This window comes from Pseudomonas sp. PAMC 29040, assembly GCF_003994535.1.
Lineage (GTDB): Bacteria > Pseudomonadota > Gammaproteobacteria > Pseudomonadales > Pseudomonadaceae > Aquipseudomonas > Aquipseudomonas paraversuta.
In genome coordinates this window covers 241,359-257,097 of record NZ_RZAA01000008.1, presented here as the reverse complement: position 1 = coordinate 257,097, position 15,739 = coordinate 241,359, and the positions used below count along the sequence as shown (strand labels likewise).

Genomic DNA, 15,739 nt, shown 5'->3' with positions numbered 1-15,739 from the left:
CGGGTCATTCGTGGCTGGACTGGCTGTTACCGGCGGCCGGTCTCGCGCTGGCACTGGTCGGCACCGTGGCCTCCCTGGGTGCGTTGGCGGCGCCTACGGCGGCGCTGACCGCCAGCTATGTAACGGCAGTCACCACCGCGACCCTGAGCGTGGTGTCGCTGGCAGCGGACGTGGCCTCGATAGCCTTGCTGGCCAGTGGCAATGAAAACGCCGGGCGGATTCTGGGCTGGGTGGGCATGGCAACGGGGCTGGCCTCGGCGGCCCCGTCGATGGCCGGGGCTGCCGCCAAGGGGGTCAAAAAGACCGGCAAGTTCGTGGGCAGCTGGCAGCACAAACTGCAACATGCCGGGGGAGCTCCGGGAGGCGGCCGTGCATTACCCGGGGGAGCCCAGCGAGTGCCAGCCATGCGCGATATGGATCTGTCCTATTTGCTGGAACAAGGACCAGTCCGTGAGAGTCTTTTGCCGCATTTGTCCCGTGGTGATTTACAAAATCTGGGGCAGACCAACTCAGCTAACAGACGTGCCGTTTATACACCTTGGTCTGCTACGTCACCCTCGCCGGTTACACCTCTTCAGTTACCTTCCAGTACCCCTCGCGGATATTCTGACGGGACTTATATATATCGTCCCGTTTTTGTTACGGACCCCGCCTATGTAACTGAAGTGAGAAGCATTATTTCAGGTACCCATCCCCAATACTTTCCATGGCAATTGGGGGAGTCCGGAATCCAAAACCCACGACAACTTAGAATCGTCAGTCAAGCGCAACTCGAAGCTTATATTCCGCAAAGGACTGGAATACTCGGTCGCAATGACAGGCTAGCGAATCGCTTTGAATTCCACCCGGATTTAGATCGTATGCTGGAGGTGGATTATCAGTGGTTTGCACCGCATTCTTCGTTGCAAGATCAAGCGAGACGTTGCCGGGTACTTTAAGCTCTTGTTCGAAAAATGACGAGCCGCCCTGGCTTGACTATCAAACCAAGGGGGCTTTGAAGAGAACGTTTACTACATTCAGGTATTCCTGGAGTCGACACCCGATCGCGTAACTAACAGAACGACCCATGAACATAGCCGCACTTAAACTTTAAGTGCGGCTTTTTAATCGGCATGTCTATAGATGCTGTGATTTTTTATCTTTGATTCATGTTGCAAACGTATTTGATCAAACCACTCAAACCCTTTCAGGGGACCCACTGAGCACGATCCAGACGCGCTCCTCAGTGGCGCTAGAAAAACCCTTTGCACGCCGTGGTAGGCCTCTCGTAACATTTTTTCACAGCCCCCCGATTCCGGTGTGTATTTCGCTGCATTTATCATTTATTTCACAACGTATCTGCATAATAGGTTCGAGCCAGGCAGTGGATTTGCCCGCTTTGTGATATTTAGACGTTGCCAAATTTCCCGGAAGATTATTCAAATGGCTTCAGACCCTCAGCTGACCCCGCCTGCACGCTCTCGCTTCAGCCTGCGCTGGTATTACTGGCTTGTACTGCTTGGCGCCGTGCTCTATGGGGTGGCGGCCATCATGCATTGGGATGACCGGGGGGCGTTGTGGGTGCTGGAGCAATTTGAGAACCCGCAAGAACAGAATGAAAGCGTGTGGTTGCCGGACTACACGGCGGTTATTGATGGCAAGCCGTTACCGGGGATGGAAAAGGATGAAGCGTCGGACCTGGCCTATAACCCGCTGAGCAAAACCCTGTTTTCGGTGATGGGCAAGAACCCGTTTCTGGTGGAGCTGACCCTCGATGGCGATGTCCTGCGCAAAATTCCGCTGGTGGGCTGGAGCAACCCTGAAGGCCTGACGGTGATGGAAAATGGTCTGCTGGCCATTGTCGATGAGCGTGAGCACTTGCTGACCATAGTCAATATCGATGCCAACACCAAAACCCTGAATATCGCCGACTTCCCCAAGTACAACTTGGGCCCTTCCAGGAACCAGAACAAAGCCTTCGAGGCCATTGCCTGGGACCCGCGCCGCCAGCAACTGTTGCTGGGCGAAGAGCGCCCGCCGCAGTTGTATGTATGGAAAAGCGACGGCGGCCAGGTCCTCTCTGGAAGCAAGCAGAAGGTGCCTAGCGATGAACTGGATTTGCGCAACCTTTCGGCTTTGAGCATTGATCCGAGAACCGGCCATACCCTGGTGCTTTCGGCGGATTCGCACATGTTGCTGGAGCTCGATGAACTGGGCGAGCAAGTCAGTTTCATGACCTTGCTGCGCGGTTTCAATGGTCTCAAAAACACTATTCCCCGGGCTGAAGGGGTGGCGATCGATGAAAACGGCACCCTGTATATGGTCAGTGAGCCGAATCTGTTTTATCGCTTTGAGAAAACTCCGAAAAAACCTTGAGCCGGTTGCGGCGCAAGACCGGCGGCGTTATTAAGTTTGAATTCAGCCAGTCGTGGTATTTCACCCGCCTGATTTGATTAGGGTTCGTCTCAATGCGCCGCTTCAATCGTGCTACCGCTCTTGTGCTGTGTCTGACTCTGCTGGCTGCAGGTTTCGCCGCACAACATTACCGTCTGTTCGAGCACACCTGGTTCAAGGTCAGCCGGCTATGGCAACAGGCCAATCCCGCAGCGATCAATCTGGGCGAGTATCGCGCCGTGCTGCAAGGCCAGGTGATTGAAGGGCTTGAGGACAATGTCTCGGCACTGACCTACGACCCGCTGCGTAAAAGCCTGTTTACCGTGACCAACAAAAAAAGCGAACTGGTGGAGTTGAGCCTGGATGGCCGGATTCTGCGGCGTATTGCTCTGATCGGGTTTGGCGATGCCGAGGCAGTCGAGTTTATTGACGCCAATACCTACGTGATTGCCGACGAACATGAGCAGCGGCTGTTCAAGGTCAAGGTTGATGACAACACTCAGGTACTCGATGCCCGGGAGGCGAAGCAGCTGACGCTGGGGATCCATCAGCGGGGTAACAAGGGATTTGAAGGGTTGGCCTACGACTCGGTCGGCAAGCGTCTGTTTGTGGCCAAGGAGCGGGATCCGATGCTGATTTACGAAGTGCGGGGCTTCCCTCAGGACAATCCCCAAACGCCGTATGCCATCCACGTGGTGAGCAATGCGCGGCGCGATGCCCGGTTATTTGTGCGCGATCTGTCGAGTTTGCAGTTTGACGAGCGCAGCGGGCATTTGCTGGCCTTGTCCGATGAGTCGAGGTTGTTGCTGGAGCTGGATATAGACGGGCGGCCCATCAGCACGCTGTCGCTGAAAAAGGGCCGTCATGGCCTGAAAAAAACAGTGCCACAGGCGGAAGGTGTCGCCATGGACGACGAAGGAGCGTTATACGTGGTGAGTGAGCCAAATCTGTTCTACGTGTTCAAAAAACCATAAAACATTAAAAACAAACCGTAGGAGCGAGCTCGCTCGCGAGCTCTTGATGGCGGTTTGAGAAGCTCGCTCCTACAAGTTGGGGTTAGCGGGTCAGGGTTTTCACGCCTTCGGCGGTACCCAGCAACAGCAGGTCAGCCGGGCGGGCAGCGAACAGGCCATTGGTCACGACGCCGACGATGGCGTTGATCTGACGCTCCAGCTCTACCGGGTTGGTGATCTGCATGTTGAACACGTCGATGATGATGTTGCTGTTGTCCGTCACCACACCTTCGCGGTAAACCGGGTCGCCGCCCAGCTTGACCAGTTCGCGGGCTACATGGCTGCGGGCCATCGGGATCACTTCAACGGGCAGCGGGAACGCGCCCAGTACCGGTACCAGCTTGCTGCCGTCGGCGATGCAGATAAAGGTCTTGGCCACAGCGGCCACGATCTTCTCGCGGGTCAGGGCTGCGCCGCCGCCTTTGATCAGGTTCAGGTTTTCGTCGCTTTCGTCTGCGCCATCGACATAGAACTCCAGGTCGCTGACGGTGTTCAGTTCGTAAACCGGAATACCGTGGCCCTTGAGGCGGGCGGCAGTGGCTTCGGAACTGGCCACGGCGCCGTCGAAGGCACCCTTGTGCAGAGCCAGGGCATCGATAAAGCAGTTGGCCGTGGAGCCGGTACCGACCCCTACAACGCTCTTGTCATCCAGCTTTGGAAGGATGAAGTCGACGGCAGCCTGGGCTACGGCCTGTTTGAGTTGGTCCTGGGTCATGGGGGCTCCGGGCGGGAAGGGGAACAGAAAGGCCGGCATTATAGAGGCAACTAACCGGGGATGTGGACGGCCTGATGTCTGGCGCCATGCTGGTCGCTGGCAAGCCCGCTGCCGCTGGATGGGGGAGCGGGCCAATAAACCTTCCCTTTCGTGTGGTCGGTTGCGCAAACGCTGGGGTAGACTCCTTGGTCCCTGCCAACCCGCCCAGTGAAGCTTTCCGATGCTCGAACAGTACGTTAAGAAAATCCTCACCTCGCGCGTTTATGACGTTGCCGTAGAAACTCCCTTGCAAGCTGCCAACCAGCTCACCGCGCGGCTGGGCAACCATATTTTGCTCAAGCGCGAAGATTTGCAGCCGGTGTACTCGTTCAAGATTCGCGGCGCTTACAACAAGCTCATGCACTTGAGCGACGCCGAGCGCGCCTGTGGCGTAGTCACCGCGTCGGCGGGCAATCATGCACAGGGGCTGGCCCTGGCAGCCAAGGTACTGGGGGTCAAGGCCACCATCGTCATGCCCAAAACCACCCCCGAGATCAAGGTCGAAGGTGTGCGTTCCCGGGGCGGTATCGTGGTGCTGCATGGCGATACTTTCCCTGAAGCCCTGGCCTACTCGCTGCAATTGGTCGAGAAGGAAGGCTACGTCTACGTTCACCCCTACGATGACCCGCATACCATTGCCGGGCAGGGCACCGTGGCGATGGAGATTCTGCGCCAGCACCCGGCACCGCTGGATGCGATCTTCGTGCCGGTGGGCGGCGGCGGGCTGATCGCCGGGATTGCCGCGTATGTGAAATACCTGCGTCCCGAGATCAAGATCATTGGCGTCGAGCCCGATGATTCCAACTGCCTGCAAGCTGCGATGGCGGCCGGCGAGCGCGTGGTGCTGCCTGCGGTCGGGATTTTCGCCGACGGTGTGGCCGTGGCCCAGATTGGCCAGCACACCTTCGATATCTGCAAAGACTACGTCGACGAAGTCATCACCGTCAGCACCGACGAAATCTGTGCGGCAATCAAGGATATTTTCGACGATACCCGCTCGATCACCGAACCTGCCGGCGCCCTGGGTGTGGCAGGGATCAAGAAGTATGTGGAGCAGCGCGGTGTGCGTGGCCAGACCCTGGTTGCCATCGACTCCGGTGCCAATGTCAACTTCGACCGCCTGCGCCATGTGGCCGAGCGAGCCGAGCTGGGTGAGGGCCGCGAAGCCATTATCGCGGTGACCATTCCTGAGGTGCCGGGCAGTTTCAAGGCGTTCTGCCAGGCCGTCGGCAAGCGTCAGATCACCGAATTCAACTATCGCTACCACACCGGCAGCGAGGCGCACATTTTTGTTGGGGTGCAGACCCATCCGGAAAACGACCCCCGCAGCGCACTGCTGGCCAGCCTGACCGAACAGGGCTTCCCGGTGATCGACCTGACCGAGAACGAACTGGCCAAGTTGCACATCCGGCACATGGTTGGCGGGCATGCAGCCAAGGTCAGCGATGAACTGCTGTTCCGTTTCGAGTTTCCGGAGCGCCCGGGCGCGCTGTTCAACTTCCTGCACAAGCTGGGCGGGCGCTGGAACATTTCGATGTTCCATTACCGTAACCACGGGGCGGCCGATGGTCGGGTCATGGCCGGGCTGCAAGTGCCTGCCGATGAGCGTCATCTGGTGCCTGCCGCGCTGGCCGAGATTGGCTACCCATATTGGGATGAGAGCGATAACCCGGCGTATCAGCTGTTTCTTGGCCGATAGCCGCTACGCTGACTGAACGGATCAAGGGATTAATCAAATGGAAACGTTCACCGCGTTAAAACTGCTGCATGGCGTATCGACACTGCTGCTATTGGTCAGCGCCATTGTGTTGCTGGTGGTGGTGATTCGACGCTGGCGGGCAGGGGATAAAGACCTGTCGGGCGGCATCGTCAGGCGGCCCTGGGCTTTTGTCTGGGCGCTAATGGCCCTGTGCCTGGTGGCGTTGCCGGTGAGCGGCTGGTTTCTGGTGCACATGGCCGGCTGGCCGCTGAGTCAGCTGTGGTTGCTGGCGGGCAGCAGTTTGTACCTGGTGGGCGGCTTGAGCTGGTTGTGGTTGCTGGTACGGCTCAATCGCCTGCGGTTGGGGCGAGTGGCCAGACATCCTGGATTTACGCTGGGGCTGGCGATTTTTTGTACGATTTGCTTTATCGCCATTGCCGGGCTGATGGGTGCCAAGCCGGTTTGACCCTGTTGTATCTGCAGGAGCGAGCTTGCTCCTGCAGTAGGTTGTGGGGGTGGGGGTCGGATCAGTCGCGCAGCGTCATCACTGGCCAGCCGCGTTTTTCGGCTTCGGCCCGCAGGTTCGGATCAGGATCAACCGCCACCGGGTGGGTCACTTGCTCCAGCAGCGGCAAGTCGTTCATCGAGTCGCTATAGAACCAGCTGTCATCCAGGCTGTAGCCATTTTCTTCGATCCAGCGGTTCAGGCGTGTCACCTTGCCTTCACGAAAGCACGGCACGTCTGTGCTGCGCCCGGTATAGCGGCCATCGACGATTTCGCACTCGGTGGCAATCAGGTGTTCCACGCCGAGCTTTTGGGCGATCGGTGCCGTTACCACGCGGTTGGTGGCCGTGATAATGACCAGCGTGTCGCCTGCTGCACGGTGTTTTTCCAGCAGGGCTTGTGCCTTGGGCAACATCAACGGCTCGATGCAATCGCGCATGAATTCGCGGTGCCATTGATCCAGTTGAGCCATGTCATGCCGGCCAAAGATTTCCATGCTGAAATTAAGGTAGGCGGCGTTGTCGAGTTTGCCGGCCAGGTAATCCTGATAAAAGGCATCGTTGCGCGCCTTGTAAGCGTCGCCGTCGAGAATGCCCCGCTGGCACAAGTAATCGCCCCAAGCGTGATCGCTGTCACCGCCCAGAAGGGTGTTGTCCAGGTCGAATAAAGCCAGTCGCATTGAAATTACCCGCTGAAGTGTCTGTTAAAAGGCCACAAGAATACGGTCTTTTCATAAGAGTGCACATAAGGCGGGAAGGCGCGTTGCTGCTTTCACAACCTTTGTGGAACAATGCGGTGACATGCGTTTGCGAGGTTGTTGCCGTGATCGACCCCGATGGTTTCCGCCCTAATGTCGGGATTATTCTGACAAATGATGCTGGTCAGGTACTTTGGGCTCGCCGAATCAATCAAGACGCGTGGCAGTTTCCCCAGGGTGGTATCAACCCTGATGAGACGCCGGAAGACGCCTTGTACCGTGAGTTGAACGAAGAAGTTGGCCTTGAGCGCGAAGATGTGGAAATACTCGCCTGCACGCGAGGCTGGTTGCGTTATCGTTTGCCGCAACGTCTGGTCCGTACCCATAGCCAACCGCTGTGTATCGGTCAGAAGCAAAAGTGGTTTTTGCTGCGCCTGGTCTCCAACGAGAAACGGGTGCGGATGGATTTGACCGGTAAACCGGAGTTCGATGGCTGGCGTTGGGTCAGTTATTGGTATCCGTTGGGCCAGGTGGTGACATTCAAGCGCGAGGTTTACCGTCGCGCTCTCAAAGAGCTTGCCCCGCGCCTTTTAACGCGCGCCTGACACGGAGTTCGACCCCGAGCCATGCTCAATACGCTGCGCAAGATCGTCCAGGAAGTTAACTCCGCCAAGGATCTCAAGGCGGCGTTGGGGATTATTGTGCTGCGCGTCAAAGAGGCCATGGGCAGTCAGGTCTGCTCGGTCTATTTGCTCGATCCAGAGACCAATCGTTTTGTCCTGATGGCGACCGAGGGCCTGAACAAGCGCTCGATCGGCAAGGTCAGCATGGCGCCCAACGAAGGCCTGGTGGGTCTGGTGGGCACCCGTGAAGAACCTCTGAACCTCGAAAACGCCGCCGATCACCCTCGTTATCGTTACTTTGCAGAAACCGGTGAAGAGCGGTATGCCTCTTTCCTCGGCGCGCCGATCATCCACCACCGCCGAGTGGTGGGGGTTCTGGTCATCCAGCAAAAAGAACGTCGTCAGTTCGATGAGGGTGAAGAAGCCTTCCTCGTGACCATGAGCGCGCAGCTGGCGGGGGTTATTGCCCATGCCGAAGCCACGGGCTCGATCCGCGGCCTGGGACGTCAGGGCAAGGGCATTCAGGAAGCCAAGTTCGTCGGTGTACCGGGTTCGCCCGGTGCGGCGGTCGGTACGGCGGTGGTCATGTTGCCCCCGGCCGATCTGGACGTGGTTCCGGACAAGAGCATTACCGATATCCCGGCTGAAATTGCGCTGTTCAAAACCGCCCTCGAAGGTGTGCGCAACGATATGCGTGCGGTGTCGAAAAAACTCGCCACCCAGTTGCGGCCCGAAGAACAGGCGCTGTTCGACGTGTATCTGATGATGCTCGACGATGCGTCGCTGGGCAGCGAAGTCAAAAATGTGATCAAGACCGGCCAGTGGGCCCAGGGCGCGTTGCGCCAGGTGGTGTCTGATCACGTCAACCGTTTCGAATTGATGGACGACGACTACCTGCGCGAGCGGGCGTCGGATGTGCGTGACCTCGGGCGGCGTCTGCTGGCCTATTTGCAACATGACCGCCAACAAACCATGGTCTACCCCGACCACACCATCCTGGTCAGCGAAGAGCTGACCGCGACCATGCTCGGTGAAGTACCCGAAGGCAAGCTTGCGGGCCTGGTGTCGGTACTGGGTTCGGGCAACTCCCACGTGGCGATTCTGGCCCGGGCCATGGGGATTCCGACGGTAATGGGTCTGGTTGACCTGCCGTACTCCAGGGTCGACGGCATCCAGATGATCGTCGACGGCTACCATGGCGAGGTCTACACCAACCCCAGCGATGTGCTGCGCAAGCAATATGCCGAGGTTGTCGAAGAAGAACGCCAGCTGTCACAAGGCCTGGATGCCTTGCGTGAGCTGCCGTGCATCACCCCTGACGGGCATCGCATGCCATTGTGGGTCAACACCGGCCTGCTGGCAGATGTGGCCCGTGCACAGCAGCGTGGCGCCGAAGGCGTAGGTCTGTACCGCACCGAAGTGCCGTTCATGATCAATCAGCGCTTTCCGAGCGAAAAGGAGCAGCTAGCGATTTATCGCGAGCAACTCGCAGCCTTCCATCCGCAACCGGTGACCATGCGCAGCCTGGACATTGGCGGCGACAAGTCACTGTCGTACTTCCCCATCAAAGAAGACAACCCGTTCCTTGGCTGGCGCGGGATACGCGTCACCCTCGACCACCCCGAAATCTTTCTGGTGCAGGCCCGGGCCATGCTCAAGGCCAGCGAAGGCCTGAACAACCTGCGTATTTTGCTGCCGATGATTTCCGGCACCCACGAACTTGAAGAAGCCCTGCACCTGCTGCACCGTGCCTGGGGTGAAGTGCGCGACGAAGGCACTGATGTACCGATGCCGCCAATCGGAGTAATGATCGAAATTCCGGCAGCGGTGTACCAGACCAAGGAGCTGGCGCGCCAGGTGGACTTCCTGTCGGTGGGCTCCAACGACCTGACCCAATACCTGCTGGCCGTGGACCGTAACAACCCGCGGGTAGCCGATCTGTATGACTACTTGCACCCGGCGGTGCTGCAGGCCCTGCAATCAGTGGTGCGCGATGCACATGCCGAAGGCAAGCCGGTCAGTATTTGCGGTGAGATGGCGGGTGATCCGGCGGCGGCAATCTTGCTGATGGCCATGGGTTTTGACAGTTTGTCGATGAACGCCACCAACTTGCCGAAAGTGAAGTGGATGTTGCGTCAGGTCAGCCTGAGCCGCGCGAAGGAACTGCTGGCCGAAGTGATGACCATCGACAACCCGCAGGTGATTCGCAGCACCGTGCAACTGGCTCTGAAAAACATGGGCCTGACCCGCATGATGAATCCGGCGGCGATCAAGCCGTATTGATCGTCCCTCTGCAGGACTGTAGGCGCGAGCTGTTAAAAGCTCGCTCCTACAGTGGAATCCGAGTCATCCCTGGATTCTTACCTCTCCCAGGCGCCCACCCAACGGGCCAAAGCTGTGTTCAACCATCAGTCTCGAGCCGTCTGCGTTGACAATCAGCGCGGTGCTGGCGCGGGTGCCGTAGCTGGGGCTGGAAATGAATACGCTCGACAGCAAGCTTTCCGTGGCCAGGCCCACACCGGTATCAGGCAAATCACTGAAGGGCGCCGTCTGGCGATCACTGAGCAGTGCGAGCAGGGCCTGGGGTTGAGGGTCATTGAGAACCTCGGCCAGAGCCGCCCTGGCTTTCAGCAACTTGGGCCATGGCGTATCCAGCCCGGCATTCGACAAGCCATATACCCCTGCGTCGAGCAGCTGCGGTGCGACATCCTGGGAGTTGTAGTGCCAGAGCTGATCGGCAGTGCCCAGTAACAGATTGAACCCGGCATATTCCACAGAACGGCGGCCAACATCGGCGAAATACTCGCCAATTGACTGGTTGCCACTCAGAAAGTCAGATACCAGCTCCCCCCGCGAACGCCGTGAAGGCGGCTTGTGCGGCTCACGAATATTGGTCAGCGCCGCAAAGCGCCCGTTGGCGCCAATGCCCAGCCAGGTGCCCCCGGCCTCCAGATCACGGCCGGCATACACTTGAGGCGTATCGACCCACTGCGCCAGGGGCTTTGCCGGGCGCGCATAGAATTCATCACGGTTGGCCGCCACGACCAGAGGCTGGGCGTGGCCGGGGCGCCAGGCGAACACAATCAGACACATGGGCAGTCCTTAATGTTTTTTTAATCACTGTACTTATAGATTGCCTGAGCCTGTCACGCCATTCACTAGAGCCCAAGGCCTCCCTTCCGTTACCATGCCGATCAAATTTGTATGCGGCGCTGTTGTCCTGTGCCGGTTTGAGTTTCCTGATCTAACAAGGAGTCGCAATGCTGCCTTACCCGCAGATTGACCCGGTGGCACTGGCCATTGGTCCGCTGAAAATCCATTGGTACGGCTTGATGTACCTGATCGGCATTGGCGCTGCCTGGCTGATCCTGTCGCGACGTCTCAACCGCTTCGACCCGACCTGGACCAAGGAGAAACTCTCTGATCTGGTGTTCTGGGTGGCCATGGGCGTCATTGTCGGCGGCCGTTTGGGGTACGTGCTGTTCTACGACCTGAGCGCCTACATTGCCAACCCGCTGCTGATTCTGGAGGTCTGGAAAGGCGGCATGGCGTTCCACGGTGGACTGATCGGCGTGATGCTGGCCGTCTGGTGGTTCGGCAAACGCAACGGCAAGTCGTTTTTCCAGATCATGGACTTCATTGCGCCTGTGGTGCCGATTGGCCTGGGCGCAGGACGTATCGGTAACTTCATCAATGCCGAGTTGTGGGGCAAGGCCAGCGATGTGCCGTGGGCAATGATCTTTCCTACCGATCCCCAGCAACTGGCGCGCCATCCGTCGCAGCTTTATCAGTTTGCGCTGGAAGGTGTGGCACTGTTCCTGATCCTTTGGCTGTACTCGCGTAAACCACGGCCTACGATGGCAGTTTCCGGGATGTTCGCCCTGTTCTACGGCATCTTCCGCTTTATCGTCGAGTTCGTCCGCGTGCCGGATGCCCAGCTGGGCTATCTGGCGTTCGGCTGGGTGACGATGGGGCAAATTCTCTGCATCCCGATGATCCTCGGCGGTCTGCTCCTGATCTGGTGGGCATACCAGCGCGATCCAGCGGCTCATAAAGCTGCGTAATGAATTCGAATCGCAGGGCGTACAGCGCCCTGCATTCAAACGGTAGGAAAACCATGAAGCAATATCTCGACCTCGTCGCCAACGTCATCAAAAATGGCACATTGCAAGCCAACCGCACCGGGGTGAAGACCATCAGTCTGCCCGGCGCCATGTTGCGCTATGACCTCAAGGAAGGCTTTCCGGCCATCACCACTCGCCGTATGGCGTTCAAATCCGCGATTGGCGAGATGTGCGGTTTTCTGCGCCCGGTAAACAGTGCTGCAGATTTCCGCGCCCTGGGTTGCAAGGTGTGGGACCAGAATGCCAACGAAAACGCCCAGTGGCTGGCCAACCCGTTCCGTCAGGGTGAAGACGACCTGGGTGAAATCTACGGTGTGCAATGGCGCAAATGGCCGGCATACAAGCAAATCGCCAGCAGCAACCAGGCGGCTATCGAGCTGTGCCTGAGCCAGGGTTACCGGCAGATTGCCGAGGGCGAAGAAGACGGCCAGGCCTACGTGGTGCTGTACAAGGCCATCGATCAGTTGCGCCAGTGTGTCGACACCATCATCAACGACCCGGGCAGCCGGCGAATTCTGTTCCACGGCTGGAACTGCGCCCAGCTCGACGAAATGGCCCTGCCTCCGTGCCATCTGCTGTATCAGTTCCACCCGAATGTCGAGACCAGGGAAATTTCCCTGACGCTCTACATCCGCTCCAATGATCTGGGCCTGGGCACGCCGTTCAACCTGACCGAAGGTGCCGCACTGCTGAGCCTGATCGGTCGCCTGACCGGTTACACGCCACGCTGGTTCACCTACTTCATCGGTGATGCCCACGTGTATGAAAACCACCTGGACATGCTCAACGAACAGCTGACCCGCGAGCCGTTCCCGATGCCCAAACTGGTGATTTCGGACCGTGTACCGGAATTTGCCAAGACCGGCGTGTACCAGCCGGAGTGGCTGGGCCTGATCGAGCCGGGTGACTTCAGCCTCGAAGGCTACCAGCACCATGCGCCCATGACTGCGCCGATGGCGGTGTAACCCCCTGTCTCCTGTAGGAGCGAGCTTGCCTCGCGAACCTTACAAAGCTCGCGATCCTTAAAAGGCTCGCGAGGCAAGCTCGCTCCTACAGGTTTTGCTGTTATTGCTGTTATCAATGCCCGTGGCTTCTGCCCACATGACTCGGCTCGCCTTCCGGGGCGCTGACTGAGCCGCTGACTTCCAGCTGCTGCAAAATCCCGCAATGTTCGCCGTTCGGCCCTTCACCACAGCGTTGGCGCAGGTCAAAAAGCTGTGTCTGCAAGGCCAGCAAGCTGTCGATCCGGGCCTTGACGTGGTGGATGTGCTCGTCGATCAGCGCATTCACGCTTTCACACTGATCCTGCGGACTGTCCCGCAGGTTCAGCAGGCTGCGAATCTCCTCCAGGGTCATGTCCAGGCTGCGGCAATTACGAATAAACGTCAGTCGCTCTACATGGGCCTGGGTATACAGGCGGTAGTTGCCCTCACTGCGTGCCGGCTCCGGCAGCAGCCCTTCGCGCTCGTAATAACGGATGGTTTCGACCTGACAGTCGGTCAATTTCGCCAGTTCACCAATTTTCATCAGGTTATCTCCGAAAGGGTGCTTGACCCTATAGTGGCTACAGGGTCTTTACTTGGCAACAGGCACCTTTTCGGACGCAACCTGATGAGCGATTCCATTCACACCCACCACAAGCCCCATGCTGATCACGATCACGATCACGATCACGATCACGATCACGATCACGATCACGATCACGATCACGATCACGATCACGATCACGATCACGATCACGATCACGGCAAGAAAGATCAACATGCCGGCCATGGGCACGGCTGCTGCACTGCGGCCGAAGCTCCGAGCGTGATCAAGCTCAGCGCTGCCCCTACGGCGGGCGCCCGCTTGAGCAGCTTCCGTATCGAAGCCATGGACTGCCCCACAGAGCAAACCCTGATCCAGAACAAACTGGGCAAGCTGGCGGGTGTGCAGCAACTGGAATTCAACCTGATCAATCGGGTGCTGGGTGTGACCCATGACCTGCCGTCCACCGAGCCGATCATTGCGGCCATCAAGTCCCTGGGCATGCAGGCCGACCCGCTGGAATCGGATACGGATGCCGGCCCCGTCACCCCGCCGGCCAAGAAACACTGGTGGCCGCTGGCCGTGGCCGGTGTTGGCGCACTGGCGGCCGAAGTGCTGCACTTTACCGATGCCGCTCCTGCCTGGGTGATTGCCCTGGTGGCGTTGGTGTCGATCCTCAGCGGCGGCCTGACCACCTACAAGAAGGGCTGGATCGCCCTGAAGAACCTCAACCTGAACATCAACGCGCTGATGAGCATTGCCGTGACCGGCGCGGTGCTGATCGGCCAATGGCCAGAAGCGGCCATGGTGATGTTCCTGTTTACCGTGGCCGAACTGATCGAAGCCAAATCCCTGGACCGGGCGCGCAACGCCATCGGCGGCCTGATGCAAATGGCGCCGGACAAGGCCACCGTGCAACAGCCTGATGGATCGTGGCGGGAACTTGAGGTCAAAGACGTCGAACTGGGCGCTATCGTGCGGGTTCGCCCCGGCGAGCGCATCGGTCTGGACGGTGAAGTGGTTTCGGGCAGTTCGACCATAGATCAGGCGCCGATCACCGGTGAAAGCCTGCCGATCGAGAAGACTGTCGGCGATAAAATTTTTGCCGGCACCATCAACCAGGCCGGCTCGCTGGAATACCGGGTTACTGCTGCGGCCAGCAATTCGACCCTGGCGCGAATCATTCACGCCGTGGAGCAAGCCCAGGGTGCCCGGGCTCCGACTCAGCGCTTTGTCGACAGCTTCGCGAAAATCTACACCCCGGTGGTGTTCATCTTCGCGTTGGCGGTGGCCGTGATTCCACCCCTGTTTATGGGGGGCGTATGGTTTGACTGGATCTATCGCGCCCTGGTGTTGCTGGTGGTGGCGTGCCCTTGTGCACTGGTGATCTCGACTCCCGTGACCATCGTCAGCGGTCTGGCGGCAGCGGCGCGCAAAGGTATTCTGGTCAAGGGCGGGGTGTACCTCGAAAGCGGTCACAAGCTGGATTTCCTGGCACTGGATAAAACCGGCACCATCACCCACGGCAAGCCGGTGCAAACCGATTACCTGCCACTCGACCCGCTGATGACCGAGAGCGCCGTGTTGCTGGCAGCGAGTCTGGCCAGCCGCTCCGATCACCCGGTGTCTCTGGCGGTGGCCAACGCCGCGGTGGATAAAAACCTGGCGCTACGGCCTGTGGATAACTTCACTGCCCTGGCCGGACGCGGCGTACGCGGTGAAATCGACGGCAAGCTCTACCACCTGGGCAACCATCGTCTGGTTGAAGAGTTGAACCTGTGCTCCCCGGCCCTGGAAGAAAAACTCTTTGCCCTGGAAGAGCAGGGTAAAACCGTGATTTTGCTTTGCGACAGTTCAGGTCCGCTGGCGTTGTTCGCCGTGGCCGATACGGTCAAGGAATCCAGCCGCGAAGCGATCCGCGAGTTGCATGAACTGGGGATCAAAACCCTGATGCTGACCGGCGACAACCCGCATACCGCCAGTGCCATTGCGGCCCAGGTGGGTATCGATCAGGCCCGGGGCAACTTGTTGCCCGACGACAAGCTCAAGGCGATTGAGGCGCTGTACGCCCAGGGGCATCACGTGGGCATGGTCGGCGACGGGATTAACGACGCCCCGGCACTGGCCCGTGCCGAAATTGGTTTTGCCATGGCGGCTGCAGGCACCGATACCGCGATAGAAACCGCCGATGTCGCCCTGATGGACGACGATCTACGCAAAATACCGGCATTCATTCGTCTGTCACGTCAGACCTCCAGCATCCTCAAGCAAAACATTGCTCTGGCACTGGTCATCAAAGGGATCTTTCTTGCGGTAACCTTCCTGGGTCTGGCCACCATGTGGATGGCCGTGTTTGCCGACATGGGCGTGAGCCTGTTGGTGGTGTTCAACGGTTTGCGCCTGTTGCGCAAATAGATCATGAGA

At 58.7% G+C, this 15,739-nt stretch carries 15 protein-coding genes; 10 read left to right on the top strand and 5 right to left on the bottom strand.

Annotated features, from left to right (window positions below):
* From WG29040_RS24365 to WG29040_RS16580, 3 genes are all read left to right on the top strand, one after another.
* Positions 1 to 938 (top strand): hypothetical protein (locus WG29040_RS24365; protein ID WP_218565507.1); only part of this gene is annotated, 938 nt, incomplete at its 5' end.
* 484 nt (positions 939 to 1,422) lie between these two features.
* Entirely contained in the window at positions 1,423 to 2,355 is a 933-nt protein-coding gene (locus tag WG29040_RS16585; protein ID WP_003444565.1) for an SdiA-regulated domain-containing protein, read from the top strand.
* Positions 2,356 to 2,447: 92 nt separating this feature from the next.
* On the top strand, positions 2,448 to 3,347 hold the full coding sequence (locus tag WG29040_RS16580) for an SdiA-regulated domain-containing protein (RefSeq protein WP_003444563.1): 900 nt from the start codon (positions 2,448 to 2,450) through the stop codon (positions 3,345 to 3,347).
* Positions 3,348 to 3,429: 82 nt separating this feature from the next.
* Here WG29040_RS16580 and rpiA read toward each other — a convergent pair whose 3' ends face one another.
* Positions 3,430 to 4,101, bottom strand: a complete 672-nt coding sequence (gene rpiA, locus WG29040_RS16575) for a ribose-5-phosphate isomerase RpiA (RefSeq protein WP_127196543.1) — start codon at positions 4,099 to 4,101, stop codon at positions 3,430 to 3,432.
* A gap of 220 nt (positions 4,102 to 4,321) precedes the next feature.
* Here rpiA and ilvA point away from each other — a divergent pair, with 220 nt between their 5' ends.
* On the top strand, positions 4,322 to 5,839 hold the full coding sequence (ilvA, locus tag WG29040_RS16570; protein ID WP_003444559.1) for a threonine ammonia-lyase, biosynthetic: 1,518 nt from the start codon (positions 4,322 to 4,324) through the stop codon (positions 5,837 to 5,839).
* 37 nt (positions 5,840 to 5,876) lie between these two features.
* Positions 5,877 to 6,305, top strand: a complete 429-nt coding sequence (locus WG29040_RS16565) for a DUF2269 family protein (RefSeq protein ID WP_003444557.1) — start codon at positions 5,877 to 5,879, stop codon at positions 6,303 to 6,305.
* Between the two features lie 61 nt (positions 6,306 to 6,366).
* Here WG29040_RS16565 and WG29040_RS16560 read toward each other — a convergent pair whose 3' ends face one another.
* Complete coding sequence (locus tag WG29040_RS16560) at positions 6,367 to 7,023, bottom strand: HAD family phosphatase (RefSeq protein ID WP_127196542.1); 657 nt, start codon at positions 7,021 to 7,023, stop codon at positions 6,367 to 6,369.
* 143 nt (positions 7,024 to 7,166) lie between these two features.
* Here WG29040_RS16560 and WG29040_RS16555 point away from each other — a divergent pair, with 143 nt between their 5' ends.
* Together WG29040_RS16555 and ptsP are read left to right on the top strand one after the other, a co-directional pair.
* The gene (locus WG29040_RS16555; protein WP_003444551.1) at positions 7,167 to 7,646 is read left to right on the top strand and encodes an RNA pyrophosphohydrolase; all 480 of its coding nucleotides are present in this window, start codon (positions 7,167 to 7,169) and stop codon (positions 7,644 to 7,646) included.
* Positions 7,647 to 7,667: 21 nt separating this feature from the next.
* A complete protein-coding gene (gene ptsP, locus WG29040_RS16550) occupies positions 7,668 to 9,947 on the top strand; it encodes a phosphoenolpyruvate--protein phosphotransferase (RefSeq protein WP_003444550.1) in 2,280 nt (759 codons plus the stop codon).
* A gap of 63 nt (positions 9,948 to 10,010) precedes the next feature.
* Here the strand turns inward: ptsP and WG29040_RS16545 are convergent, their stop codons facing one another.
* The gene (locus WG29040_RS16545; RefSeq protein ID WP_003444548.1) at positions 10,011 to 10,757 is read right to left on the bottom strand and encodes an NRDE family protein; all 747 of its coding nucleotides are present in this window, start codon (positions 10,755 to 10,757) and stop codon (positions 10,011 to 10,013) included.
* A 167-nt stretch (positions 10,758 to 10,924) separates the two neighbouring features.
* Between WG29040_RS16545 and lgt the strand changes: the two genes are divergently transcribed.
* Entirely contained in the window at positions 10,925 to 11,728 is an 804-nt protein-coding gene (gene lgt, locus WG29040_RS16540) for a prolipoprotein diacylglyceryl transferase (RefSeq protein WP_010657386.1), read from the top strand.
* 53 nt (positions 11,729 to 11,781) lie between these two features.
* Positions 11,782 to 12,753: a thymidylate synthase gene (locus WG29040_RS16535; RefSeq protein ID WP_003444545.1), complete on the top strand. Its 972-nt coding sequence runs from the start codon at positions 11,782 to 11,784 to the stop codon at positions 12,751 to 12,753.
* Between the two features lie 112 nt (positions 12,754 to 12,865).
* On the opposite strand, the gene cadR is transcribed toward WG29040_RS16535, so the two are convergent.
* The gene (cadR, locus tag WG29040_RS16530) at positions 12,866 to 13,315 is read right to left on the bottom strand and encodes a Cd(II)/Pb(II)-responsive transcriptional regulator (protein WP_003444544.1); all 450 of its coding nucleotides are present in this window, start codon (positions 13,313 to 13,315) and stop codon (positions 12,866 to 12,868) included.
* Between the two features lie 48 nt (positions 13,316 to 13,363).
* The gene (locus WG29040_RS24575) at positions 13,364 to 13,561 is read right to left on the bottom strand and encodes a hypothetical protein (protein ID WP_256681559.1); all 198 of its coding nucleotides are present in this window, start codon (positions 13,559 to 13,561) and stop codon (positions 13,364 to 13,366) included.
* A gap of 36 nt (positions 13,562 to 13,597) precedes the next feature.
* Between WG29040_RS24575 and WG29040_RS16525 the strand changes: the two genes are divergently transcribed.
* Complete coding sequence (locus tag WG29040_RS16525; protein ID WP_256681558.1) at positions 13,598 to 15,730, top strand: heavy metal translocating P-type ATPase; 2,133 nt, start codon at positions 13,598 to 13,600, stop codon at positions 15,728 to 15,730.
* Positions 15,731 to 15,739: the final 9 nt, after the last annotated feature.